Source organism: Kineococcus haloalkalitolerans (assembly GCF_050871905.1).
In the GTDB taxonomy this organism is placed as follows: domain Bacteria; phylum Actinomycetota; class Actinomycetes; order Actinomycetales; family Kineococcaceae; genus Kineococcus.
The window spans coordinates 1-22,748 of sequence record NZ_JBJLSH010000023.1 but is presented as its reverse complement, the minus strand read 5'-3'; the positions used below and the strand labels follow the sequence as shown (position 1 = coordinate 22,748).

The following is a 22,748-nucleotide window of genomic DNA, read 5'->3' as shown; positions in this document are numbered from 1 at the left end:
CCCGCGCTGCTGTTGACACGTCCAGGACCCCTTCCTACCGTGACCGCAGGTCAAGAGCGGCAGCGTGAAGCCCTGGCTGGCTGCCCGGCAACCCTCCACCGCGGTGGGGTGCTCCAGGTGACGACCCGGCCGGGCGGTGGGCGCCCGGCAAGCGCGGCTCCGCGGAGCCCGGCCCGGAAGCAGGTCCTCGTGCCCGAACGCCCCAGCGCCCTGACCACCCGCCTGCCGGCGCAGCACCGCCTGCGCGACGCGCCCGCCCTGCTGCACGTGGAGGGCGTGGTCGAGCACGGCGACGAGCGCGGGCGGCTGCTGGGGTTCCCGACGGCGAACGTCGCGGTGCCCGAGCACGGGCTGCGCGACGGCGTGTGGGCCGGCACGGTGCAGGTGGACCCGGCTACCGGCGGGCCGGTGCACGTGGCCGCCGTGTCGGTGGGCCACCGCCCGACCTACTACGGCCGGGACGGGCAGCGGCTGCTGGAGGCGCACCTGCTCGACTTCGACGGCGACCTGTACGAGCGCACCGTGCTGGTGCGCCTGCACGAGCGGCTGCGCCCGCAGCGCCGCTACGCCGGCTCCAGCGAGCTCGTGGAGCAGCTGCGCCTGGACGTGGCCGCCACCCGCGCGTGGGCGCTGCGGGCCGGCCTGGGCGGCTGAGGGCGCACCCGCTCCCCGACCGGGGTCGACTGCCCGTGCACCGACCGGGTCAGCTGCCCGTGTAGCGGCCCGGGCGGTGGTTCATCGCCAGCACGAGGTTGAGCACGACCGCGCCCGCGGCCGACAGCGCGGCCACCGCCGGGCCGACGACCGCCACGGACGCGGTGACCACGGCGACGTCCAGCACCATCTGCACGTAGCCGGCCCGCCAGCCGAGCCGTTCCTGCAGCACCAGCGCCAGGACGCCGAACCCGCCGAGGCTGGCGCGGTGGCGGAACAGCACGAGCAGCCCCGTGCCGGCCACGAGGTTGCCGGCCAGCACCGCGTAGACGGGGTCGATCCGCAGGTCCGGCAGGCAGGCCGCCTGCAGGGGGCTGAGCAGGGACACCGCCGCGACGGCGAGCGCAGAGCGCAGCGTGAAGGCCCAGCCCTTGACCCGCACGGCGAGCACGACGAACGGCAGGTTCACCAGCGGGAACAGGACGCCGAAGGGCAGACCGGCCGCGTAGCCGAGGAGCAGGGCGAGCCCGGCGGTGCCGCCGGTGACGGCCGAGGCCGCGTGCAGCAGGTGCAGCCCCAGGGAGGCCAGGAAGGTCCCGACGAGCAGGCCCGCCACGTCCTCGGCGCGGGAGTGGGGCAGCGGCGCGGCCGCCGCGGTGGGTGGCCGGGTCGCGGCCGGTCCGGTCGTCGTCACCCGCGCAGCGTCGCGACGCCGGGTACCGGTGCGCAAGCGGGACTGGTCCGGACGGGCAGATCGTCCAGCAGGACGTCGTTCCAGCGGCAGAGTGCCCACCGGACCCACCCCGCAGGGCCCAGCGGGCGTCAGAGGGCGGTGCCGAGCAGCGAGCCGGTCCCGTAGGTGACGAGCATGGCGACGGCTCCCCCGCCGGTGGTGCGCAGCACGGCCCGGCGCGGGTCGGCGCCGCCGAGGCGGGCGCTGACGAGGCCGGTGACGGCGAGCGCGAGCAGGACCGCGGCGGAGCAGGCCGGTGCCCGCGCCGCGTCCGGGGGCAGCAGCACGGCGAGCAGGGGCAGCGCCGCGCCGAGGGTGAACGCCAGCACCGACGCCCCCGCGGCCTGCCAGGGGCGCACGACCTCCTGCGGGTCCAGGCCGAGCTCCGCCTCGGCGTGCGCACCGAGGGCGTCGTGCGCGGTCAGCTCGCGGGCGACCTGCCGCGCCAGCGCCGGCGAGAGCCCCTTGGCGGTGTAGATCGCGGTCAGCTCGTCGAGCTCCTCGTCCGGCAGCTCGGCCAGCTCGCGCCGCTCGCGCGCCAGCAGCGCGGACTGCGTGTCGCGCTGGGTGCTGACGGAGACGTACTCCCCGACCCCCATCGACAGGGCGCCGGCCACGAGCCCGGCCAGACCGGTGGTGAGCAGGACGCCGCGGTCGTCGGTGGCGGCCACGACACCCAGGACGAGCGCGGCCACGGAGACGATGCCGTCGTTGGCGCCGAGGACGCCGGCGCGCAGCCAGCTCAGGCGGCCGCTGACGGAGCCGAGGTGCTCGGCGGGTTCGCGGTCGTGGTGGGCCAGGTCGGTCACGACCGCCACGCTACTCGCCGCGGTACCACCCGCTCGCCGCTTCCGCTTGCAGCGCAACGGCATCCGCGCCCGAGCAGGCCAGCCTGCCCTCACCGGCGGGCGGCTCGTACAGTGGCGCGCGCCCCAGCCGGAGCACCCCCGTCCCCGCGATCGGAGCGACCCGTGCCCGCCCGAGCACCCCACCTGTCCCCGCGCCCGCTGGCCGTCGTGCTCCTGGGCGGGTTCTGCGGCACGGCGCTGCGCTACGCCGCGGAGAGCGCCTGGCCGTCCCCGGCGACGGGGTGGCCGTGGGCGACGTTCGGCGTCAACCTGCTGGGCGCCTTCGGCCTGGGCGCGCTGCTGGAGGGCCTGGCGCGGCGGGGTCCCGACGAGGGGCGGCGGCGGCTGCTGCGGCTGGGCCTGGGCACCGGCCTGCTGGGGTCCTTCACGACGTACAGCTCGCTGGCGGGCGAGGCGGACCTGCTCGTGCGCGGGGGGGCTCTCGCGACCGGGGCGGCCTACGCCGTCCTCAGCGTGGCCCTCGGCCTGCTGGCGGCCCTGCTGGGGGTGCTCGCGGCGGCCCGCCACCACCGCTGGCGGACCGCGCGGCGCCCGGCGGTGTCGACGACGGTGGACCCGGACGCGGACCCGGACGCGCCGCGGTGAGCGCCCTGCTCGTCCCGCTGGCGGTGTGCCTGGCCGGGTCGCTGGGCGCGGTGGCCCGCTTCGTCGTGGACGGGGAGGTGCGGCGCCGGTGGCCCACGACCTTCCCGTGGCCGACCGTGGGGGTCAACGTCACCGGCTCGCTGCTGCTGGGCCTGGTCACGGGGCTGGTGCTGGCCGGCGCCGGGCCGCAGGACCTGCGCGCCGTCGCGGGCCTGGGGTTCTGCGGCGGGTACACGACGTTCAGCACGGCGGTGCTGGAGAGCGTGCGCCTGGCGCAGCGGGGCGCGTGGTGGGCCGCCGCGGGCAACGCGGCCGGGACGCTGGTGGCGACGACGGCCGCCGCCGCGGCTGGTCTGGCGGCCGGGCTGGCCCTGGGGTGAGCCGCTGCGGTGGGGTCCCCGGGGCCGTGAGAGTCCTCTCACCGTCCTCTCGCGCGGCTCTCACGCCGCGCTGGTCGACTGTCCGCATGGCTGACCGGACCACCGCCCGCACCCGTACGCGCACCGCGGGGCTGCTCGCCCTGCCCGCCGCCGTCCTGCTCCTGCTGCCCGCCTGCGGCGGGGACGACGCCGCAGCACCGGCCGGTGACGCCGTGACCCTGAGCCCCGGCGAGCAGGGCGCGGACCCGGCGAGCCCGACCACCTCCCCCGACGACTCCCCCGGGACCTCGCCGGACAGCTCCCCGGAGGGCGCTCCGGCGGCGCCGGCGGCGCCCGCGGGGCCCCGGCCGGCGAGCGGCACGTGCACCGACGTCCCCGTGCCCGAGGACGGCCGCTACGTCGTGGCCGACGCCGGCTCGGCGGTCGTGCCGTTCACCGACGGGCGCCTGTCGCTGGCCGACGTCCGGGCGGCCGGGGGCTGGACCACCGAGGTCGACGTGGACGACGACGACGAGGTGGAGGTCGAGTGGCGCCGCGGGCAGGAGCGGCTGGACCTGGAGGTCGAGCTCGACGACGGCCGGGTCACCGCCCAGCTGTGCGCCGACGACGACGACTGAGCCCCGCCGTCCCCACCGGTCGACGCGTGTGACCGAGGACACACCTCTCCCGGCGTGACACCCGGCAGCGGTGGGACTCCACCTGCCGTGGACGACCACGTCCACGGACAGGAGGTGCACGGTGACGGGTGAGCGCGCGCAGGAGCGGGCGGCGTCCGGGTCGGTGCGCACCGCGGTCGACGCCGCGCTGGCCCGCGTCGTCCTCGCCGGCGAGGTGGACGCGACCCTGGGCGAGGACCTCGAGCGCGCCGTCGCGGACGTCGGTGCCTCGGCGCTGCCCGTGGTGGTCGACACCCGGGGCGTGACGTTCATGGACTCCACCGGCGTGGGGTTCCTGGCCCGGCTCGCGGTGCGGGTGCGCCCGCACCGCGTGCAGGTGCTCGACCCGCCCCCCGTCGTCCGCTTCCTGCTGCGCACCACGCGCGTGGCGACGCTGGTCGACCTCGTCCCCGACGACGGCCCCCTCCCGGACCCGCCCGCGGCCTGAGGACCCGGCCTCACAGCACCGCCACCGCGGTGTGCGGGGACGGTGACCGGCCGGACACGACGAGCTGACCGGGCGGAAACAGGCGCGCGGCAGGGTCGCTGCTCATGTCCTACGTGAGCCCGCCGGACTTCGTCACGAAGATGATCGACGCGGGGCAGTCCAAGGTCCTCATGTCCACCCGCGACACGCTCGTGCGCGCCTACATGGCCGGCGCGATCCTCGCGCTGGCGGCGGCGTTCGCCGTCACCGTCACCGTGCAGACGGGGAACGCGCTCGTGGGCGCGCTGCTGTTCCCCGTCGGGTTCTCGATCCTCTACCTGCTCGGCTTCGACCTGCTGACCGGCGTCTTCACGCTCGTCCCCCTGGCCCTCATCGACAAGCGTCCCGGGGTGACGTGGCGCTCGATGCTGCGCAACTGGGGCCTGGTGTTCACCGGCAACCTCGCCGGTGCGCTGACGGTCGCGGTGATGATGGCGGTCGTCGTCACCTACGGCTTCGCCGTCGACCCGAACGAGGTGGGCCAGCGCCTCGGGGAGATCGGCGAGGACCGCACCCTGGGGTACGCGCAGTACGGCGCCGCCGGGATGCTCACGCTGTTCGTGCGCGGGGTCCTGTGCAACTGGATGGTCTCCACCGGCGTGGTGGGCGCGATGCTGTCGACGAACGTGTCCGGCAAGGTGATCGCGATGTGGATGCCCATCATCGTGTTCTTCTACATGGGGTTCGAGCACTCGGTGGTGAACATGTTCCTGTTCCCCACCGGGCTGCTGCTGGGCGGCTCGTACTCGCTGCTGGACTACCTGGTCTGGAACGAGGTGCCCACGGTGGTCGGGAACCTCGTCGGCGGCCTGACCTTCGTGGGTCTGGCGCTGTACACGACGCACGCGCGCACCGGGCGCCCGCGCGCGGTGCTCCCCCGCCAGGCCGACGTGCGCGAGCGCGGCGCGGAGGTGACCCGGTGAGCGAGCGCCTGACGACCAAGCGGGAGGCCGCGGACGCCGTGCGCGCCGCGCTGCGCCGCACCGGGCTGCGCTGGGCCGACGTGGCCGCGCACCTGGGCACCCCGCCCGTGTGGACGACGGCCGCGCTGCTCGGCCAGCACCCCGTGCCGGCCGAGCACGCGCGGCGCGCCGGGCAGCTGCTCGGCCTCGGCGAGGACGTCGTGGAGGCCCTGCAGCTGCAGCCCCACCGCGGTCCCGACCCGGCCGTCGCGTCCGACCCGACGGTGTACCGGTTCCACGAGGCCCTGTCGGTGTACGGGCCGGCGCTGAAGGAGCTGATCCACGAGGAGTTCGGCGACGGCATCATGAGCGCGATCAACTTCCGCGTCGACGTCGCCCGCCGGCCCGACCCGGACGGTGACCGCGTGGTCGTCACCTTCGACGGGAAGTTCCTCGACTACCGCTGGTAGGGGCCCGTCAGGCGCTGACCACGGCGGCGCCCGGCCGACCAGCTCGTCCGGGACCTGCGCCTGTCCGTGGTCGGCGCGGGCCCTCCAGCCCCGGGCGGTCCCGCGGACGGCCGCTCCTCCTGACAGGCTGTCCCCGCAGCACCCGCGGCACGGGCGGTACGGCACGAGCCGCGCGGCACGAGCGGGAGCGGACGGGAGGGGCGCCGGTGCGACGTCAGGAGCGGTACCTGCAGATCGCGCGCACCCTGTCGCGCCACGGGCTGGACCACCTCGTGGACGTGCTGGACCTGCAGCGGTGGCTGCCCGCGGGGCTGACGGGCGGGCTGGCGGCCGTGGCCCCGGTGGCGGTGCTGCGCGAGCGGAACACCCCGCCGCGCACCGGCCCGGAGCGGCTGCGCGCGGTCATGGAGGACCTGGGCGCCACGTTCGTCAAGCTCGGGCAGATCATCTCCACCCGCCCGGACCTGCTGCCGCCGGACTACCAGCGCGAGCTGACCCGGCTGCAGAGCGAGGTGTCCCCGGTGCCGTGGGAGGCGGTGCGCGCGACGGTGGAGAGCGAGCTGGGCGCGCCGCTGGAGGAGCTCTTCGAGCACGTCGACCCCAAGCCCCTGGCCAGCGCCTCGATCGGGCAGGCGCACGCGGCGACGCTGCCCGACGGCACGGCCGTCGTGGTCAAGGTCCGCCGCCCGGGCGTGGTGGAGCAGGTGCAGGGCGACCTGGAGGTGCTGCGGGACCTGGCCGCGCGCGCGTCGCGGCGCTGGAGCATCGCCGCCGACTACGACGTGGTGGGGCTGGCGCAGGACTTCGCCGACACGCTGCGCGCCGAGCTGGACTACCTGCAGGAGGGCCGCAACGCGGACCGCTTCGCCCACGACTTCGCGGGCGACCCCGAGGTGCACGTGCCGAAGGTCCACTGGGACCGCACGACGTCGCGCGTCATCACGCTGGAGCGCCTGCGCGGGGTGCGGGTCAGCGACGGGGACGCGCTGGACGCGGCGGGCATCGACCGCCCGGCGCTGGCGGCGCGCGCCACCCGGATCGTCGCGGACATGGTGTTCGTGCACGGCTTCTTCCACGCCGACCCGCACCCGGGCAACCTGCTGATCGGCCCGGGCGGGGAGATCGGGCTGCTGGACCACGGCATGGTCGGCGAGGTCGACGAGCGCACCCGGCTGCGGCTGGCCGCGCTGGTGGCGGCGTTCGTGCGCCACGACGCGGACCGGGTGGCCTCGGCCGTCACGGACATCGCCCTCTCGCGCGGGCGGGTGGACCGGCGGCGGCTGGCCGACGACGCGGCGCGGCTGCTGGCCCGCTACCAGGGGCTGCCGCTGTCGGAGATCAGCATCGGCGCGTACGTGCGCGACGTGCTGGCGATCCTGCGCGCGCACCGGATGACGCTGCCGCGCAACCTGGCGCTGGTGGTGCGCATGGTCGTGATGCTGGAGGGGATGGGCGCGGAGCTGGACCCGCGCTTCCACCTGGGCGAGGTCCTGGCGCCGTACGTGCGGCGGCTGATGGCGCACCAGCTGGGCCCGACGGCGCTGGCGCGCCGGCTGGGCCGGGTGGGCCTGGAGGCCGCGGAGCTGGGCGCGGAGCTGCCCGGGCAGCTGCTGCGGATCCTCGACGACGTGGAGCGCGACGGGCTGTCGGTGTCGCTGCGCACCGACGAGCTGGAGTCGTACGTGCGCCGGGTCGAGCGCATCGGCAACCGCGTCGTGGTGGGCGTGGTGACGGCCGCGGTCATCGAGGGCCTGGCGGAGCTGGCGGCGGTGGACCCGCCGCGCTGGCAGCCGCACCAGACGAAGATCGTCGGGGCGGGGGTGGCGGCCGCGGCCGCGCTGACGGGGTACCTGGGCTGGACGGCCCGCGGGCGGCGGCCCTCCTCGCGCTGGTGACGGACCCGGTGCCGCGGCGGGTCGCCGGCTCGCCCCGCGTCCCGGGGTGGCGGGCCACCGGTGCGCGCGACAGCATGGCGCCGCACGACGACCCCGCACGCCCGACGAACCGGAGGCGCAATGTCCCTCAGCGACGACGACATCACCACGAGCACCCAGGGCACCGGTCCCGGCGGTGACGCCGACGCCGGCGACAGCGACGCCACGCAGGTGGACCCCTCGGGCTCGGACCCCTCGGGCGTGGACCCCGCCGGCGGCGAGGGCGGTGACGCCGACGCCGGCGACTCCGACAGCACCCAGGTCGACCCCGCGGGCTCGGACCCGGCCGGCACGGACCCGGCCAACGGCTGAGGTGACCACCGAGCTGACCGCCCCGGTCCCCGCCACCGCGGGGGCCGGGGCGTCCCCGCTGGCGCGCTGCTTCGCCACGACCCCGGAGCGGTTCGCGGCCGAGCACTGGAACGCCCGCCCGCTGCTGGTGCGGGCCGCGGAGCGCTCGGGCGCCGACGCCGCACCGGGGTTCGACGACCTGCTCTCGCCCGCGGACGTGGACGAGCTGCTGGGCCCGCGCGGGCTGCGCGTGCCGTTCTTCTCGATGGTGCGCGACGGCGTCTCCCTGCCGCGCAGCGCCTACACGCGCACCGCCAACGCCGGCAACCAGCGCCTGGCCGACCTGCCCGACCCGGACGGGATCGCCGCCGCGCACGCCGACGGCGCGACGATCGTGCTCAACGCCCTGCACCGGGTCCACCCGCCGCTGGCCGCCTTCTGCCGCGACCTGGCCGTGGAGCTGGGCCACCAGACGCAGGTCAACGTGTACGTGACGCCGCCGGGCGCGCAGGGGTTCAAGCCGCACCACGACACCCACGACGTGCTGGTGCTGCAGGTCGACGGCCGCAAGCACTGGACGATCCACCCGCCGGTCGTCGAGCTGCCGCTGCGCAGCCAGCCCTCGAAGGACCTGGGCCCGGACCCGGTCGGCGGGCGCGCACCCGTGGTGGACACCGTGCTCGAGCCGGGCGACGCCCTGTACCTGCCGCGCGGGTGGCTGCACTCGGCGCAGACCACCGACGAGCGCTCGATCCACCTGACGGTGGGGCTGCTGTCCACGACGTGGGCGGACGTGCTGGGCGACCTGCTGACCGGCGCCGGGCACGACGCCGTGGCCCTGCGCCACGCGCTGCCGCTGCCCGGTCAGGGCGACGGCACGGAGGTCGCCGCGTTCCGCCGCGCCGCCCTGGCGTGGCTGGAGTCCCTGGACGACGCGGCCGTGGAGCGCGTCGTGGCCGCGCGCCGGGCCCGGGCGGTGCCCGTGGAGCCGGTGGGGGCGCTGGCGCAGGACCGCGCGGCCCGCACCCTCGGCCCCGACGACGGGGTGCGCCCGCGCACCGGGCTGCGCTGGACGCTCGGGGCGGAGGGCCCGGAGCGGGTGGCGCTGGCCGTGGGGCGGCGGCGGATCTCCCTGCCGGCGTGGACGGAGCCGGCGCTGCGCGAGGCGCTGGCCCGCCCGACGTCGCCGCGCGCGCTGGCCGCGGCCGGGGTCGGGATCGACGCCGACGACGCGCAGGTGCTGCTGCGCCGGCTGCTGCGCGAGCGGGTGCTGCTGCCGGCCGGGCCGGGAGCCGCGTCCTGACCGTCACCGGCACCGGGCGCCACGGCTGCGCGCCGGAGGACCTGCACCCGGCGCAGCGGCGGTTCTCGTGCGCCGCGGCGTCGCAGGAGCGCGGGGAGGCGGTGCTGGGCACCGCCTCCCCCACCCGCGCCTGGCTGCTGGTGGAGGAGCCGGGGCCGTGGGGGGCGGGCGGCGTCCCGGAGTCCCGGCTGGGCCCGGAGGTCACGGAGTCGCTGCGGCGCACCGCGTCCGCGCTCTCGGCCCGGTTGCTGCTGGTGCGCCGGCCCGGGCAGGCCCGCGAGGACGACGGCGTGCGGACCCTGTTCCGCGTCACCTGCACCCGCGGGCGCGAGCGCGTCCTGGTGCGCACGTGCGCGGCCGCCGACGTGGCCGCGGCCGCCGCGGACGACGACGGCTGGACCGAGCGGCCCGGGAACCTCCTGCTGGTGTGCACGCACGGGCGCAAGGACTGGTGCTGCGCGCTGCGCGGGCGCCCGGTCGCGCAGGCGCTCGCCGCCCTGGCGCCGGACGACGTGTGGGAGTGCTCGCACCTGGGTGGCGACCGGTTCGCGGCCAGCGTGCTGACCCTGCCGACGGGGTGGACGTACGGTCGTGTGGACGCCACCGACGCGGTGGACCTGGTGGCGGCGACCGCCGCGGGCCGCGTGCTGCCCGCTCTGGCGCGCGGGCGCTGCAGCGAGGCGATGGTCGCGCAGGCCGCCGACGTGCACGCCCGCCTGGCGCTGGGCGTGGACGACGTCGCGGCCCTGCGGCCGGTCGCCGCCCGCCGCGACGGCGAGGACGAGGCGCTGTGGCACGTCGACCTGGCCGACGCGCCCGCGAGCGCCGCGCCGGGCGGGGTGCTGCGCGTGACGGTGCGGCGCACCGCCGGGTCCGAGGCCGCGCTGCTGACGTGCGGCGCCGCGCAGGAGCAGCACCCGCCCGCGTGGGACCTCGTCGCCCTGGTCGCGCGGCAACTCCCGGCCGGCTGAGCGCGGCGGCGGGGCGACGACCCCGCGGTCGTCCCGCGGTGGTGGGAGTCAGCGACCGTTCACAGGAGTCGGACGTCATCGTCGCCGAAGGCGGCCACCAGGTCCTCGGGGGTGTCGTCGAAGTCGTCGGCGACGGCCACTCGCCCCTGCCAGGCTCCGGGACGACGCGCTCCGCGTGAGCGCGCGGGCACCAGGCGAGCCACAGGCTTGCCTGATCGGGTGATCACCACGTCCTCGCCCCGCTCGACCGCTTCGAGCAGGTGGGACAGGTACGTCTTCGCCTCCTGCACGTCGACCGTCCACGTCATGGCTCCACGGTAGGGACCACCTCAGACTGAGTCGGCCGTCTCCACAGTGCGCAGCGGTCGCCGCGACGTCGCCGTCGTCCTGCCCGCGGAGCTGGCCGCTGGCTCACGGCCCCGCCCGTTCGCCCGCGGGGGAACCGGGTGACGTCCGGGCGCGCGGACGGCCACGATCGGGCCGTGGACCTCCTGGTGCTGGGCGGCACCCGCTTCGTCGGCCGGGCCCTGCTGGACGCCGCGCTGGCGCGCGGCTGGGACGTCACCGCGCTGCACCGCGGCCGCACGGGCGCCCCGCCGCCGGGGGTGCGGGTGCTGCACGCCGACCGCACCGACGATCGGGAGTTCGCGGCCGCGGTGGGCGGGCGCCGGTGGGACGCCGTGGTGGACACGTGGGCTGGCGCCCCGCGGGTGGCGACCGCGGCCGCCCAGGTGCTGGCGGGGAGCACCGGGGGGTACGCCTACGTCTCCAGCGCCTCGGTCTACGTCTGGGGCGAGCACGTCGACGAGACCTCGCCTCTCGTGGACGGCGACCCCGCCGGCGGCGACGAGGTCGACTACGCGGCCGCCAAGCGCGGGGCCGAGCTGGGCGTCCTGGCCTCCTCCCCCGGCGCCCTGCTGGCGCGCGCCGGTCTGGTCCTGGGCCCGCGCGAGGACATCGGCCGGCTGCCGTGGTGGTTGCGGCGCGCCGCCGCCGGCGGGCGGGTCGTGGCCCCCGGCCACCCGGGCCGGCCGCTGCAGTTCGTCGACGCCCGCGACCTGGCGGCGTTCGTGCTGGACTCCCTCGTGGCCGGTGCCGGCGGCGCGGTCGACGTGGCCAGCCGCTCCGGGCACACCACCACGGCGGGCCTGCTGCGGGCGTGCGTGGAGGTCACCGGCTCGGACGCGGAACTGGTGTGGGTGGACGAGCAGCGGCTGGCCGCGGCGGGCGCGCAGCCGTGGACGCACCTGCCGTGCTGGGTGCCGACGAGCGGGGAGTTCGCCGGGTTCCTGGAGGCTGACACCTCCCGCGCCGCGGCCGCCGGTCTGCGCTGCCGGCCCGTGGAGGAGACGGTGGCCGACACGTGGGAGTGGCTGCAGCGCGAGGGGTTCCCGGCGCAGCGCCCGGACCGGCCGGTGCACGGGCTGCCGCGGGAGCTGGAGGACGGGCTGCTGCGGGCGGCGGGCCGGGAGGCGCGGAACTGACGCCGGTCCTGCGGATCCCGGTGTGACGACCACGCGGTCAGGACGGCAGCAGCTCGGGTGCGATCTCGTGCAGGTGAGCGGCCACCGCCGCCTCCAGCCGCTCCGAGGGAGCGATCGCGGAGTACGCCGAGTCGAGCTGGTCCCACAGCGAGGCGTCCGCCTCCGAGAGCTCCTCCCAGCCGGTGGGCCGAAACCGCAGGTACTCCTCGCGGGCGCGGGTGACGAGCTCGGCGACGTCGCTCAGACCGAGCCAGCGGTAGCCCTCGACGGCGTCCTCGATCGATCGCAGGCCGTCGCTGAAGAAGACGTTCTCGATGCCTCCACCGACCAGTCCGCCGTTCTCGGCGATGCCGTGCAGGGCCATCACCGCACCCAGGGAGCGGAGACCGGGAAGGGCTGACGCGTCCTGGCGCTCGTAGGCGTGGATGGCGCGGACGTTCAGCGCATCGATCAGCGGGGTCATCGTCTGCGCCCTCCCGGTCGTGAGCAGGTCAGGTCCGGACGCTAGCGCTCGCCTCCGACGCTCCCTGCGACTCACCGGTCATCCCGCTCACCGGGTGGGCGGCCGAGGTCGGCTCCACCTCACGGTCCCGTCGCTCCGGCGCTCGCGGAACCGCTGCGGCAGTGTCACCGTGGCGATGTGCCCAGCGCTCCGATCGAAGACGTCCCCGACGAGACGCACGCCGCCCCGCGCCGCCGCGCAGCCCGCGCCCACCAGTCGCCCCAGGAGCGACGGCCGACCAGCCTCGTCGAGGAGGAAGGCATCCCCGCGCTCGACGCGGTGCTGGAGCGCGCCGGCGGGCGGGCCGGTGGCAGCGTGTCGTTCCGCGACGCGGTCGAGGCGGTGCGTGAGGACCGCGACGGCCGGTCGTGACCGTCGTCGACGCCGCCACGGCCCCGCCTACCGCAGCACCTCCACCCGCAGCCGCGCGGTGTCGCCGACGCCGATCCCCTCGGCGCGGCGCACCGAGCGCTTCAGCGGCAGGACGTACGCGCCGTCGGCGGACTCCGGGAACACCGAGGTCGTCCAGGTCGACGCGCCGCAGGTGACGCGCACCCGCACGGACCCGAAACCGCTGGGCGGGCGCGGCAGGGCCCGGACGTCGTCGGAGGCGTCCTGCGGCAGCCGCGCGAACACCCACTCGTCGGTGCGCGCCTCCCACCGCCACAGCGGCGCGCTGAACTCCACGACGAGCGCGACGGGATCATCGGCGCTGTCCGCGGCGCTGCCGTCCGCTGCGTTCACGCGCGCAGCGGCCCGGTGACGTCGGGCACGTACCGGGAGGCGCTGCGCGGCGGGCGCCGGTACTCCCCCGCGGCGGGTCGTTCGCCCAGCTCCAGCTGCTCGGGCTCGACGTGCTCGTAGGGCACCTGGGCGAGCAGGTGGGAGATGCAGTTGAGGCGGGCGGCGCGCTTGTCGTCGGCCTCGACGACCCACCAGGGGGCGTGCTCGGTGTCGCAGCAGGCGAACATCTCGTCCTTGGCGCGGGAGAACTCCACCCAGCGGCGGCGGGACTCCACGTCCATCGCCGACAGCTTCCAGCGGCGCACCGGGTCCGACAGGCGCGAGCGCAGCCGGCGCTCCTGCTCGGCGTCGCTGACGGAGAACCAGTACTTCACCAGGACCGTGCCGGAGTCCACGAGCAGCCGCTCGAACACCGGCGCCTGCTGGAGGAACACCTCCAGCTCATCGGGGGTGCAGAAACCCATGACCCGCTCCACCCCGGCGCGGTTGTACCAGGAGCGGTCGAACAGGACGATCTCGCCGGCGGTGGGCAGGTGCTCGACGTAGCGCTGGAAGTACCACTGGCCGCGCTCGCGGGCGTCGGGCGCGGGCAGGGCGGCGATGCGCGCCGAGCGGGGGTTCAGGTACTGGGTGATCCGCTTGATCGTGCCGCCCTTGCCGGCGGCGTCGCGCCCCTCGAACACCACGACGACGCGGGTGCCGCTGCGCCGGACCCACTCCTGCATCTGCACCAGCTCGACCTGCAGCTCCAGCAGCCGCCGCTCGTAGGCGCGGCGCGGGACCTCGCCCGCACCGCCCTCCTCCCGGTCGGCGCCCGGCTCGGGCTGCAGCTCACCGCTGCGTCGCGTCGCCACCCCGCGATCGTGGACCCCCGCGGCCCCCGGGGTCCAGGCCCCGCGGGCCCTCGCGCTCGGCGCGCTCGGTGACGTGCGCGAGGAACCGCTCGGCGGCCGGCAGCAGCCGGCGCTCGGAGGACCACACCACGCCGACGTCGCGGTGAGCGCCGGCGTCGGTCAGGGGCACGGTCCGCACGGCGGGGTCCTGCTCGGGCCCGTCGGGGACGACCGCCACGCCCAGACCCGCCGCGACGAACCCGTGCAGGGAGGGCAGGTCGCCGCACTCGAAGGCGACGGCGGGCGCCAAGCCCGCGGCCGCGCTCAGCTCGTCGGTGCGACGGCGCAGCAGGGACGTGGGCGGCAGGACCAGGAACGGCTCGCCGGCGACGTCGGCGAGGGTGAGCGCGTCGCGCCGCGCGAGGCGGTGGGCGGCGGGCAGGGCCAGGCGCAGCGGCTGGCGCGCCAGGCGCCGCCACCGCAGCGCCGGTCCCACGGGCCGCAGGGCCGTCAGCTCCAGGTCGACGTCGCCGCGGGCGGTGAGCGACGTGGTGAGCTCGTCGCGCGCCGGGCGCAGCTCGAAGCCGACCCGGGGGTGCCGCGCGCGGAAGCCGGCCAGCAGGTCGGGCACGAGCCAGGCCCCCAACGACGCCTGGAAGGCCAGGACCACGGTGCCCGCCCCGGGGTCGACCGCCTGCTCCACGGCCGCCAGGCCGTCGTCGAGCGCGTGCAGGGCGGCGTCGACGTGCCGCTTGAACGCGGCGCCGGCGCGCGTGGGGCGCAGCGAGCGCCCGGAGCGGCGCAGCAGCGGGGTGCCGACCTCGGCCTCCAGCCGGGCCAGAGCGCGGGACACCCCCGACTGGCTGACGCGCTCGCCGGCGCTGACGTCGGTGACGCTCACGCCGTCGGCGACCTGCTGGAACCAGCGGAGGGCCTGCGTGTCCATCCCGCATGACGCCACGTCATGGGTGACATGCGCAAGGTTCATTGGACGCATGGACGGGGTGCCGCGGACACTGGAGGCATGACCGACCCCGGCACCTCGACCCCCGTCACGACCCGATCCGGCTGGCTGTCCGCCCTGCGCCACGTCGCCCGCCCGCGCCCGTCCGAGCAGGCCGTCGTCGCCGCGATGCCCGCCACCCGCGGCGCCTCGGTCGTCGTCCTGCCGGCCTCCCGCCGCGCCGTCGACTGACGCGCGGGCCCGCGCCGCGCTGCCCTGGAGGGCGGGGCGGTGACGTGCTAGACCTGCCTGGGGCCCTCGGGCCCGAGGCGTCGCCGGCCGGCCCGTGACGGGTCGCCGGCCGGTGGGCACCTCCTCAGGTCGACGAGGACACGAGGAGCACGGCCGTGACGACACGTTCGACGACCGGCGGGGACCTGACCGTCGAGAAGGCCCCCTTCCTGAACCCGGGGGCGAAGCTCCCGTTCGTCCTGCTGGTGACGTGCTTCGCCGCGTGGGGCACCGCCGCGAACATGACAGACCCGCTGGTCAGCGTGTTCCGCACGATCTTCAGCATGAGCAACTTCCAGTCGGCGCTGGTGCAGTCCGCCTACTACGGCGCCTACTTCCTGCTCGCGCTGCCGGCGGCGTTCATCAACCGGCGCTTCTCCTACAAGACCGGCGTGCTGCTGGGCCTCGGCCTGGCCGCCGGCGGAGCCTTCCTGTTCTTCCCGGCCGCGCAGTCCATGACGTACGGCTGGTTCCTGGTGGCCCTGTTCACGCTGGCCGCCGGGCTGTCGATCCTGGAGACGTCGGCCAACCCGTTCGTCATGGCGATGGGACCAGACGACAGCGCCACCCGCCGCCTGAACCTGGCGCAGGCCTTCAACCCGGTCGGCACGAACCTCGGCGTCCTGCTGGCCGCGGTCTTCATCCTGCCGAACCTGAACAGCGCCACCGCCGAGGAGCGCGCGGCCCTGGATCCGGAGGCGCTGCGCGCGATCCAGGCCGAGGAGCTGGACGCCGTCATGGCGCCGTACCTGGGCATGGGCGTCGCGCTCGTGCTCATCTGGCTCGGCATCGCCGCGGTGCGGATGCCCGACCACGTCGGCACCGACGTCGAGGAGGGCCACGAGACGCACTTCGCCGCGACGCTGAAGAGGCTGCTGGCCAACCGCCACTACCGCTTCGGCGTGGTCGCCCAGTTCTTCAACGTCGGCGCGCAGACCTGCGCGTGGACGTTCACCCTGCAGTACGCCGCGGAGGCCGTGGGGGCGTCCTCGACCGAGCAGGGGGTGTGGCTGCAGGCCAGCCTGATCGTGTTCCTCGTCTCGCGCTTCCTCATGGTGTGGCTCATGGGGTACGTGCGCGCGGCGTTCCTCATGCTGCTCATGACGGTGCTCGGCGTCGTGCTGTGCGCGGTGGCGGTCCTGTCCCCGGACCTCGTGGGGATGCTGGCCGTGGTGGGGCTGTCGCTGTGCCTGTCGCTGCTGTTCCCGACGATCTACGGGATCGCGCTGCGGGGGCTGGGCGAGGACACCAAGTTCGGCGCCGCCGGGCTGGTCATGGCGATCCTGGGCGGTGCGCTGCTGCCGCTGGTGCACGGGGCGACGATCGACGCGACGAGCGCGACCACCGCCTACCTGGTGCCGGGTGCCTGCTTCGCCGTGGTGGCGGCGTACGCGCTGTTCAGCCTGCGCGCGGACCGCGAGCCCGCGGCGGCGCCCGCCTGAGCGCCGCCGCGGGTCAGCGCGTCAGCGCACGGCAGCGGCCGCGTTCACGAGCCCCTCGCCGAAGAACCCGTTGCGCTCCTTCGTGCCGGTGCACTGCTGGACGCCCGCGGGGCAGGGCACGTCGGTGGCCTGCTGCTCGAGGCGCTCCACGAGCTGGGCGCCGCTGAGCTCGGGGTGCGCGGACTTCACGAGCGCCAGGACGCCGGCGGCGTGCGGGGACGCCATCGAGGTGCCGCTCTTGGTCCCGTACCCGCCGCCCAGGACGGTCGACAGGATCGCGCGTCCGGGGGCGGCGACGTCGACGACGCCGTCGCCGTAGTTGGAGAAGCTCGACTTCGCCCCGCTGCGGTCGGTCGAGGAGACGGTCACGACGCCCTCGACCTCGGCGGGGATGTCGAGGCAGTCGTTCCCGATCGGACGGGAGACGGGCGTGCTGTCGTTGGGGCTGGAGGTGTCGACGGTCTTGTTCGCCAGGTCGACGTTCGAGTTCCCCGCGGCGGCGACGTTGGCGATCCCCCGGTCCTGGGTGTACCGGACGGCGCGCTGCACGGCGGTCTTGACGGCGCGCTGGTCGGCGTCGTCGTCGCACCAGAACTGCCACGGGTCGATGTAGTAGCTGTTGTTGGTGATGTCGGCGCCCGTGGCGGCCGCGTGCATGAACCCGCAGATCGCGGCCTCGGCGAAGATGAACCCGTCGTCGTTGACGACCTTGACGGCGGACATCCGCACGCCGGGGGCGACGCCGACGATGCCGATCCCGTTGCGGGCCGCGGCGATCGTCCCGGCCACGTGGGTGCCGTGGTCGCTCGTGGTGGGCTGCCACGCGGCGTAGGAGGTGTCCGGGACGCCGCTGAGGCAGCTCGCGGAGGCGGCGGTGTCGACGTTCGGCGCCAGGTCGGGGTGGCCGCCCTCGATGCCGGAGTCCAGGACGGCGACGAGCACGTCCCGGCTGCCGTCGGTGACCTGGTGGGCGGCGTCGGCGCCGATGAGCTGCAGGTCCCACTGCTCGCCCTCGCGGGGGTCGGGGACCGCGGTGGTGGCGTCCTCGACGTTCCCGGTGCGCTGGGCGAGGGTGCGGGCGTTCCCGCGGCCCGGCTCGCCGGGGCGCAGGGGGTCGCTGATCTCCCAGGTCGGGTCGGTCTCCACGACGGCGGCCGTGCGGGTGGCGCCGACGGACTCGACGGCCTTCTCCGCGCGCAGGCGCTCGGCGAAGTCGCTCCTGCCCGACTGCGCGACGACGACGCCGATCTCGGCCCAGGACTGCACGACGGTGCCGCCGGCGGCGGTGACGGCGCGCTCGACCTTGAGCGTCTGGCCGCGGTTGGCCTTCGCCACGTTGACGGTGTAGTTCATCGGGACGGCCGCGGCGGCGGTCGCGGAGGTGCCGGCGGTCGCGCTGCTCGCGGTGGGCGCGGCACCCGCGTGCGGGGCACCGACGGTCAGGCTGATCGCGGCGGCCAGGGCGGCGCCCGTGGCCAGGGTCCTGCGGGTGCTGGTGGTCGTGGTGCGGGTGGTCGTGGTGCGGGGCACGGCGCTCCTCGGTGAGTGCCGGGCACGGCGGCGCGCAGGCGTCACCGCGCCCGGGTCAGGGCTGTTTCCACGAGCAACGTGCTCACGGAAGAGAGCCGTATCTGAACACAACGTCGTGGACCCGTCCAGTACGCCGCAGCAACTTCCTCGCCGGCGCGGCACGTCCACCGGCCGGCGAGGCCCCCCTCAGCCGATGCGGAACCGCGCGACGAGGTCGTCCACGAGGGCGTTCCAGTCCTCGTCGACGACCCGGCGGGAGGGGTCGGCGTCGTACCAGTCGACGATCTCGCGGGCGCCCCGCTCGAACGGGACGGTCGCCGTCCAGCCCGGCACCACGCTGCGCACCTTGCTGTTGTCGAACACCGCCGAGTGCGTCTTGTCGCCCAGCAGCGAGGCGCCCCGCTCGGGGTCGGCGGCGGCGATCTGCTCGGAGGGCACGTGGACGATCCGAGCCTCGACGCCGGCGGCCGCGGCCAGCGCGTGGGCGATCTGGTCCCAGGTCAGCACGTCGTCGGAGGTGATGTGGAACGCCTCCCCCAGCGTGCGGGGGTGGCCCAGCAGCGGGACGAAGGCCCGCGCGAAGTCGGTGTGGTGCGTCAGCGTCCACAGCGACGAGCCGTCGCCGTGCACGACGACCTCCTGCCCGCGGCGCATGCGCTCCACGGCCGACCACCCGCCGTCGAGCGGGACGAGCGTGCGGTCGTAGGTGTGCGAGGGGCGCACCACCGTGGCCGGGAACCCGCGGTCGCGGTAGGCCTCGACGAGGACGTCCTCGCAGGCGGCCTTGTCGCGGCTGTACTGCCAGAACGGGTTGCGCAGGGGCGTGGACTCGGTGATCGGCAGTCGCGCCGGGGGCGTCTGGTAGGCGGAGGCGGAGCTGATGAAGACGTACTGCCCCGTCCGCCCCTCGAACAGCTCCAGGTCGGTGCGCACGTGCTCGGGCGTGAAGGCGACGAAGTCGGCGACGGCGTCGAACTCGCGGTCCCCCAGCGCCTCGCGCACGGAGGCCGGGTCGCGCACGTCGGCGACGACCCGCTCCACGCCCTCCGGCAGGTCGCGCCGCCCGCTGCCGCGGTTGAGCACGGTCACCTCGTGCCCGCGCTGCACCGCCTCGGCCACGCAGGCGGAGCTGATGATCCCGCTACCACCGATGAACAACGTCCGCAGGGCGCTCACCCGTCGCACCGTACGCAGCCGGCGCCGGCCGGGCGAGCCGGGCGGTGGTGGACCGGGTGCGGGAGCGCCCCGGACGCGGGTGTGAGCGCGGCCACGGCGGGTAGGGACAGGGTGACGGACCACCGATCGATGGAGGAGGCACCATGGCCACCGGCGAGACCGGCTTCGACGACGTCACGTTCGACCTGATCTCCGTGCAGTACCACTCCCTGAAGGCCGGGCACGACTACGGCCAGTACGTCCGCGACGCCCGCAACGCCGGGCGCGACGACATCGCGCAGTTCTTCGAGCAGGTCATGCAGGAGGACTCCCAGCGCGCGGCCAGGGCGCACGAGTTCCTGAAGGACCTCTCCGGCAGCAGCTCCTCGGGCCCCGCCGTCTCCTGAGCCGCCGCACCACCCCACCCACGACCCACCAGGAGGACCCGTGGCCAGCGACCGCAGTTCGTCCACCCGCACCGACGACCTGACCGTGAGCAGGTCCCGGCGCACTCCCGTGCAACTGGCGTCCCTGCTCGTCGGCGCGACGTTCCTGCTCGTCGGCGTCCTCGGCTTCGTGCCGGGGATCACCACCGGCGTCGGTGACATGACCTTCGCCGGGCACGAGTCCGGCGCCCACCTGCTGGGCGTCTTCCACGTCTCGGTGCTGCACAACCTGCTGCACCTGCTGTTCGGCGTCGCGGGCCTCGCCCTGGCCCGCACGGCCGCCCTCGCCAAGGCGTACCTGCTCGTCGGCGGCGTGGCCTACCTCGGCCTGTTCGTCTACGGCCTCGTGGTCGCCGAGCAGAGCGGGGCGAACTTCGTGCCGGTCAACCGGGCCGACGACTGGCTGCACCTGGGCCTCGGCCTGGGCATGGTCGGCCTGGCGCTGCTCATGCCGGGCCGCCTGTCGCACGGGACCGCCGTGGGCCGCAGCGGCAGGACCGCCGGCGGGAACGCGCAGTAGGAGAGTGCGGTGCGCGCGGGGTCCCAGGGCCCGCGCGCACCGCGCACCCGCGGGCCTCACAGCCCCAGCAGGCGCACCCCCGCGAGGGCGACGCCGGCGACGAGCAGCCAGGCCGCCAGGCCGAGGGCCAGCGAGCGCCGGTCGGTGCGCACCAGCCGCGGCACGTCGATGCCCGTGCCCAGGCCGAACAGCGCCGCCACCAGCAGCACGTCCTGCACCCGCGCCACCCCGGTCAGCAGCTCCCCGGGCAGGACGCCGGTGGCCCGCAGCGCCACGGCGGCGACGAACCCCACCACGAACAGGGGCAGCAGCGCAGGCCGGTGCGCGCGGCCCCCGGCGCGCGCGCGGCGACGCCGGGACAGCCCGACGAGCAGGACGAGGGGCGCCAGCAGCAGCACCCGGGCCAGCTTGACCGCCACGACGGTCGCCAGCGCCCCGGTCACGAGGTCGCCGACCGCCACGGCCTGGCCGACGTCGTGGACGCTGGCCCCGGCCCACGCGCCGAACCCCTGCACGTCCAGCCCCAGCGGGCCGCGCAGCAGGGGCAGCAGGCCGATCGCCAGCGTCCCGCAGAGGGTGACGAGCGCGATCGCGGTGGTGGTGTCGTCCTCGTCGGCGTCGGTGGCCGGCCGCACGGCGGCGATGGCGGAGGCCCCGCAGATCGAGAACCCGGTCGCCACGAGCAGGGTCCGCTCGCGCCGCACCCGCAGCAGCCGGCCCAGGAGGAGCGTCCCGGCGAAGGTGACCGCGACGGTGCCGAGGACGAGGACCGCGCCGGCGGCGCCGAGGCCGAGGACCTGCGCCAGCGGGACCTGCAGACCCAGCAGGACGACGGCGGCGCGCAGCAGGCGCCGGGAGGCGAACGCGGTGGCCGGGCGGAACGCCGGCCGGTGCAGGCCCGTGCTGCCCAGCACCGCGCCGAGCACGACGGCCGCCGTCGAGGCCGGCAGCAGCGGCAGCGCGGCCCCGGCGGTCAGCGCCGCGACCGTGGCCGCCCCGACGAGGACGGCGCCCGGCCACCAGGGCGGCAGGCGGGCGGGCCGGGGGGCGGTCACCGGGTCGGGCACCGGACCAGGGTGGTCGCAGGCCCCCGGCGCCCTCGCGGCGGGGTCGGGCGCGTGTGCGCGGGGCCGCCCGCGTGTCCGCCTTGCGCGATCACGGGATCGGAGGAAGCTCGGGGTGTGCGCCTGGGAACAGCCATCTTCCTGCTCGCCGTGGGGGCGGTCCTCCGCTTCGCGGTGACCCTCGAGGTGTCCGGGGTGGACCTGCAGACGGTGGGGGTCATCCTCATGGTCGTGGGGGTCCTCGGGATCGTCCTGGAGTTCGCGTTCTTCCGGCCGCGGTCCCGTGCGAGCAGCACCTCCGCCGACGGCGGGTACTCCGACCGCGGGTACTGAGGTGCGCCCCGGCGCGTGGTCGACGCTGGGCAGCCCCGCCGCGGCGGCCGCGCTGGCCCGCAGCGGGGTCGGGCGCGTGGTCCTGGACGCCCAGCACGGCCTGTGGGACGAGTCCTCGGTGCTCGCCGCCCTCGCGACGCTGCGCGGGACGGCACCGCCGGACGTGGAGGTCCTCGTGCGGTTGCCGCGCGAGGACCCGGCCTGGACCGGGCGCGTCCTGGACGCCGGGGCCGACGGCGTCGTCGTCCCGCTCGTGGAGGACGCGGCGGCCGCCGGGCGGGCGGCGCGCGCCTGCCGCTACCCGCCGCGCGGCGGGCGCAGCTGGGGGCAGCTGGCGCCGCTGTGGACGGGGGCGGTCGAGGACCCGGCGCGCGCCGACGCGCGGGTGCGGTGCGTCGTCATGGTGGAGTCGCCGGGGGCGCTGGAGCGGGTGGAGGCCATCGCCGCCGTGCCCGGGGTGGACGAGGTGTTCGTCGGCCCCTACGACCTGGCCCTCTCGCTGGGGACCACGCACGCGGAGCTGCTGGCGGCCACCGCGCCGGACGACCCGCTGCCCCGGGTGGTGGCGGCCTGCCGCGCGGCGGGGATCAGCGCGGGCGCCTTCGGGGGCGCGGTGGAGCCGGCCCGCGCGCTGGCGGCGCTGGGTTTCGACGAGGTCGCCGTGGCGGTGGACGCCACGGTCCTCGCCGAGGGCGCGGCTGCGGCCGCGGCGGCCCTCGCCGGGAGCGACCGGGACTGATCCCGGCCGCCCCCACGGGTCTCAGGCGGTGACGGCGAGGCTGACGGTGGCGAAGGAGTGCCGCGGCAGCCGCACGCGCAGGCGCCCGCCCTCCAGCGTCGCGGTCTCGTCGGCGTCCCGGACGACGACGGGGGTGGCGTCGGCGGTGTTGTGCGCGGTCAGCTCGTCGGCGGTCAGGAGCCGCACGCGCGCGTCGGAGACCGCGGCGCCGCGCAGGTCGAGGTCCACCTCGAGGTCGTCGACGGCGTCGAGGTTCGTCAGCGAGAGGAGGACGCGGCCGTCCTTGGTGCTCGCGGTGGCCGTGAACGTCTGCAGCTCCTCGTCCCCGACCGTCCGCACGGGCGAGGGGGTGCGCAGGTGCAGGGGCAGGGAGTCGGCGTCGTGGTGGCCCTTGTTCATCGCGAACACGTGGTAGCTGGGCGTCAGGACCAGCGCGTCCCCGTCGGTCAGGATCATCGCCTGCAGCACGTTGAGGGTCTGGGCGATG

General features: G+C 76.2%; 30 protein-coding genes and 1 riboswitch. Of the genes, 19 read left to right on the top strand and 11 right to left on the bottom strand.

Going from position 1 to position 22,748, the window contains the following annotated elements:
- Positions 1-48: 48 nt before the first annotated feature.
- Positions 49-160: riboswitch (SAM riboswitch) on the top strand.
- A 29-nt stretch (positions 161-189) separates the two neighbouring features.
- Entirely contained in the window at positions 190-654 is a 465-nt protein-coding gene (locus tag ACRYMY_RS10740) for a riboflavin kinase (protein WP_432547251.1), read from the top strand.
- A gap of 49 nt (positions 655-703) precedes the next feature.
- Here ACRYMY_RS10740 and ACRYMY_RS10735 read toward each other — a convergent pair whose 3' ends face one another.
- Together ACRYMY_RS10735 and ACRYMY_RS10730 are read right to left on the bottom strand one after the other, a co-directional pair.
- Positions 704-1,348 carry a YitT family protein gene (locus tag ACRYMY_RS10735; RefSeq protein WP_432547250.1) on the bottom strand — a complete coding sequence of 215 codons (645 nt, stop codon included), beginning with the start codon at positions 1,346-1,348 and terminating at the stop codon, positions 704-706.
- 128 nt (positions 1,349-1,476) lie between these two features.
- Positions 1,477-2,187 (bottom strand): VIT1/CCC1 transporter family protein, encoded by a 711-nt coding sequence (locus tag ACRYMY_RS10730; RefSeq protein ID WP_432547292.1) that lies wholly within the window; start codon positions 2,185-2,187, stop codon positions 1,477-1,479.
- A gap of 171 nt (positions 2,188-2,358) precedes the next feature.
- On the opposite strand from ACRYMY_RS10730, the gene ACRYMY_RS10725 reads away from it, so the two are divergent.
- The 10 genes from ACRYMY_RS10725 (at position 2,359) to ACRYMY_RS10680 (ending at position 10,235) form a co-directional block, all read left to right on the top strand.
- Positions 2,359-2,841, top strand: coding sequence for a FluC/FEX family fluoride channel (locus ACRYMY_RS10725; RefSeq protein WP_432547249.1), 483 nt, complete (start codon positions 2,359-2,361; stop codon positions 2,839-2,841).
- Positions 2,838-3,221 carry a fluoride efflux transporter FluC gene (locus ACRYMY_RS10720; RefSeq protein WP_432547248.1) on the top strand — a complete coding sequence of 128 codons (384 nt, stop codon included), beginning with the start codon at positions 2,838-2,840 and terminating at the stop codon, positions 3,219-3,221. Before ACRYMY_RS10725 ends, ACRYMY_RS10720 begins: the two co-directional genes overlap by 4 nt.
- Positions 3,222-3,307: 86 nt before the next feature.
- A complete protein-coding gene (locus tag ACRYMY_RS10715) occupies positions 3,308-3,838 on the top strand; it encodes a hypothetical protein (protein WP_432547247.1) in 531 nt (176 codons plus the stop codon).
- Positions 3,839-3,959: 121 nt separating this feature from the next.
- Positions 3,960-4,325 (top strand): STAS domain-containing protein, encoded by a 366-nt coding sequence (locus ACRYMY_RS10710; RefSeq protein WP_432547246.1) that lies wholly within the window; start codon positions 3,960-3,962, stop codon positions 4,323-4,325.
- A 104-nt stretch (positions 4,326-4,429) separates the two neighbouring features.
- Positions 4,430-5,287 carry a formate/nitrite transporter family protein gene (locus tag ACRYMY_RS10705; protein WP_432547245.1) on the top strand — a complete coding sequence of 286 codons (858 nt, stop codon included), beginning with the start codon at positions 4,430-4,432 and terminating at the stop codon, positions 5,285-5,287.
- Positions 5,284-5,736, top strand: coding sequence for a cyanase (gene cynS, locus ACRYMY_RS10700; RefSeq protein WP_432547244.1), 453 nt, complete (start codon positions 5,284-5,286; stop codon positions 5,734-5,736). Before ACRYMY_RS10705 ends, cynS begins: the two co-directional genes overlap by 4 nt.
- A 206-nt stretch (positions 5,737-5,942) precedes the next feature.
- On the top strand, positions 5,943-7,631 hold the full coding sequence (locus ACRYMY_RS10695) for an ABC1 kinase family protein (protein WP_432547243.1): 1,689 nt from the start codon (positions 5,943-5,945) through the stop codon (positions 7,629-7,631).
- 120 nt (positions 7,632-7,751) lie between these two features.
- Positions 7,752-7,982 (top strand): hypothetical protein, encoded by a 231-nt coding sequence (locus ACRYMY_RS10690; protein ID WP_432547242.1) that lies wholly within the window; start codon positions 7,752-7,754, stop codon positions 7,980-7,982.
- Between the two features lies 1 nt (position 7,983).
- A complete protein-coding gene (locus ACRYMY_RS10685; protein WP_432547241.1) occupies positions 7,984-9,264 on the top strand; it encodes a cupin domain-containing protein in 1,281 nt (426 codons plus the stop codon).
- A gap of 101 nt (positions 9,265-9,365) precedes the next feature.
- Positions 9,366-10,235 carry a sucrase ferredoxin gene (locus ACRYMY_RS10680; RefSeq protein WP_432547240.1) on the top strand — a complete coding sequence of 290 codons (870 nt, stop codon included), beginning with the start codon at positions 9,366-9,368 and terminating at the stop codon, positions 10,233-10,235.
- Between the two features lie 59 nt (positions 10,236-10,294).
- On the opposite strand, the gene ACRYMY_RS10675 is transcribed toward ACRYMY_RS10680, so the two are convergent.
- Complete coding sequence (locus ACRYMY_RS10675) at positions 10,295-10,543, bottom strand: type II toxin-antitoxin system Phd/YefM family antitoxin (RefSeq protein WP_432547239.1); 249 nt, start codon at positions 10,541-10,543, stop codon at positions 10,295-10,297.
- Positions 10,544-10,717: 174 nt separating this feature from the next.
- On the opposite strand from ACRYMY_RS10675, the gene ACRYMY_RS10670 reads away from it, so the two are divergent.
- Positions 10,718-11,719, top strand: coding sequence for an NAD-dependent epimerase/dehydratase family protein (locus ACRYMY_RS10670; RefSeq protein ID WP_432547238.1), 1,002 nt, complete (start codon positions 10,718-10,720; stop codon positions 11,717-11,719).
- A 37-nt stretch (positions 11,720-11,756) separates the two neighbouring features.
- On the opposite strand, the gene ACRYMY_RS10665 is transcribed toward ACRYMY_RS10670, so the two are convergent.
- Positions 11,757-12,182 (bottom strand): DMP19 family protein, encoded by a 426-nt coding sequence (locus tag ACRYMY_RS10665; protein WP_432547237.1) that lies wholly within the window; start codon positions 12,180-12,182, stop codon positions 11,757-11,759.
- A 177-nt stretch (positions 12,183-12,359) separates the two neighbouring features.
- On the opposite strand from ACRYMY_RS10665, the gene ACRYMY_RS10660 reads away from it, so the two are divergent.
- Positions 12,360-12,593, top strand: coding sequence for a FitA-like ribbon-helix-helix domain-containing protein (locus ACRYMY_RS10660; protein WP_432547236.1), 234 nt, complete (start codon positions 12,360-12,362; stop codon positions 12,591-12,593).
- Between the two features lie 27 nt (positions 12,594-12,620).
- On the opposite strand, the gene ACRYMY_RS10655 is transcribed toward ACRYMY_RS10660, so the two are convergent.
- The 3 genes from ACRYMY_RS10655 to ACRYMY_RS10645 are packed head-to-tail and all read right to left on the bottom strand — an operon-like array spanning position 12,621 to position 14,744.
- Positions 12,621-12,965, bottom strand: a complete 345-nt coding sequence (locus ACRYMY_RS10655; RefSeq protein WP_432547235.1) for a DUF1905 domain-containing protein — start codon at positions 12,963-12,965, stop codon at positions 12,621-12,623.
- Positions 12,962-13,795, bottom strand: a complete 834-nt coding sequence (gene ppk2, locus ACRYMY_RS10650; protein WP_432547291.1) for a polyphosphate kinase 2 — start codon at positions 13,793-13,795, stop codon at positions 12,962-12,964. Before ppk2 ends, ACRYMY_RS10655 begins: the two co-directional genes overlap by 4 nt.
- 1 nt (position 13,796) lies before the next feature.
- Complete coding sequence (locus ACRYMY_RS10645; RefSeq protein ID WP_432547234.1) at positions 13,797-14,744, bottom strand: LysR family transcriptional regulator; 948 nt, start codon at positions 14,742-14,744, stop codon at positions 13,797-13,799.
- A 78-nt stretch (positions 14,745-14,822) separates the two neighbouring features.
- Here ACRYMY_RS10645 and ACRYMY_RS10640 point away from each other — a divergent pair, with 78 nt between their 5' ends.
- Entirely contained in the window at positions 14,823-14,993 is a 171-nt protein-coding gene (locus ACRYMY_RS10640) for a hypothetical protein (RefSeq protein WP_432547233.1), read from the top strand.
- Positions 14,994-15,148: 155 nt separating this feature from the next.
- A complete protein-coding gene (gene fucP / locus ACRYMY_RS10635; RefSeq protein ID WP_432547232.1) occupies positions 15,149-16,474 on the top strand; it encodes an L-fucose:H+ symporter permease in 1,326 nt (441 codons plus the stop codon).
- A 21-nt stretch (positions 16,475-16,495) separates the two neighbouring features.
- On the opposite strand, the gene ACRYMY_RS10630 is transcribed toward fucP, so the two are convergent.
- Together ACRYMY_RS10630 and ACRYMY_RS10625 are read right to left on the bottom strand one after the other, a co-directional pair.
- Positions 16,496-18,004, bottom strand: a complete 1,509-nt coding sequence (locus ACRYMY_RS10630; protein WP_432547231.1) for a S8 family serine peptidase — start codon at positions 18,002-18,004, stop codon at positions 16,496-16,498.
- Positions 18,005-18,190: 186 nt separating this feature from the next.
- Complete coding sequence (locus ACRYMY_RS10625; RefSeq protein WP_432547230.1) at positions 18,191-19,180, bottom strand: SDR family oxidoreductase; 990 nt, start codon at positions 19,178-19,180, stop codon at positions 18,191-18,193.
- Positions 19,181-19,323: 143 nt separating this feature from the next.
- On the opposite strand from ACRYMY_RS10625, the gene ACRYMY_RS10620 reads away from it, so the two are divergent.
- Positions 19,324-19,566, top strand: coding sequence for an acyl carrier protein (locus tag ACRYMY_RS10620; protein ID WP_432547229.1), 243 nt, complete (start codon positions 19,324-19,326; stop codon positions 19,564-19,566).
- Between the two features lie 40 nt (positions 19,567-19,606).
- On the top strand, positions 19,607-20,125 hold the full coding sequence (locus ACRYMY_RS10615; protein ID WP_432547228.1) for a DUF4383 domain-containing protein: 519 nt from the start codon (positions 19,607-19,609) through the stop codon (positions 20,123-20,125).
- 56 nt (positions 20,126-20,181) lie between these two features.
- On the opposite strand, the gene ACRYMY_RS10610 is transcribed toward ACRYMY_RS10615, so the two are convergent.
- Positions 20,182-21,192, bottom strand: coding sequence for a YeiH family protein (locus ACRYMY_RS10610; protein WP_432547227.1), 1,011 nt, complete (start codon positions 21,190-21,192; stop codon positions 20,182-20,184).
- A gap of 114 nt (positions 21,193-21,306) precedes the next feature.
- Here ACRYMY_RS10610 and ACRYMY_RS10605 point away from each other — a divergent pair, with 114 nt between their 5' ends.
- Entirely contained in the window at positions 21,307-21,522 is a 216-nt protein-coding gene (locus tag ACRYMY_RS10605) for a DUF6458 family protein (protein WP_432547226.1), read from the top strand.
- A 1-nt stretch (position 21,523) separates the two neighbouring features.
- Positions 21,524-22,261, top strand: a complete 738-nt coding sequence (locus tag ACRYMY_RS10600; RefSeq protein ID WP_432547225.1) for an HpcH/HpaI aldolase family protein — start codon at positions 21,524-21,526, stop codon at positions 22,259-22,261.
- A gap of 21 nt (positions 22,262-22,282) precedes the next feature.
- Here ACRYMY_RS10600 and ACRYMY_RS10595 read toward each other — a convergent pair.
- Positions 22,283-22,748, bottom strand: a 466-nt coding sequence (locus ACRYMY_RS10595) for an alpha-L-arabinofuranosidase C-terminal domain-containing protein (RefSeq protein ID WP_432547224.1), incomplete at its 5' end; no start/stop codon positions are given.

What these genes read in the sequence shown, in the direction of transcription:
- ACRYMY_RS10640 (WP_432547233.1), top strand. Translation starts at nt 14,823, where the DNA reads ATGACCGACCCCGGCACCTCGACCCCCGTCACGACCCGATCCGGCTGG.
- ACRYMY_RS10690 (WP_432547242.1), top strand. Translation starts at nt 7,752, where the DNA reads ATGTCCCTCAGCGACGACGACATCACCACGAGCACCCAGGGCACCGGT.
- ACRYMY_RS10675 (WP_432547239.1), bottom strand. Translation starts at nt 10,543, where the DNA reads ATGACGTGGACGGTCGACGTGCAGGAGGCGAAGACGTACCTGTCCCAC.
- ACRYMY_RS10620 (WP_432547229.1), top strand. Translation starts at nt 19,324, where the DNA reads ATGGCCACCGGCGAGACCGGCTTCGACGACGTCACGTTCGACCTGATC.
- ACRYMY_RS10705 (WP_432547245.1), top strand. Translation starts at nt 4,430, where the DNA reads ATGTCCTACGTGAGCCCGCCGGACTTCGTCACGAAGATGATCGACGCG.
- ACRYMY_RS10715 (WP_432547247.1), top strand. Translation starts at nt 3,308, where the DNA reads ATGGCTGACCGGACCACCGCCCGCACCCGTACGCGCACCGCGGGGCTG.
- ACRYMY_RS10645 (WP_432547234.1), bottom strand. Translation starts at nt 14,744, where the DNA reads ATGGACACGCAGGCCCTCCGCTGGTTCCAGCAGGTCGCCGACGGCGTG.
- ACRYMY_RS10665 (WP_432547237.1), bottom strand. Translation starts at nt 12,182, where the DNA reads ATGACCCCGCTGATCGATGCGCTGAACGTCCGCGCCATCCACGCCTAC.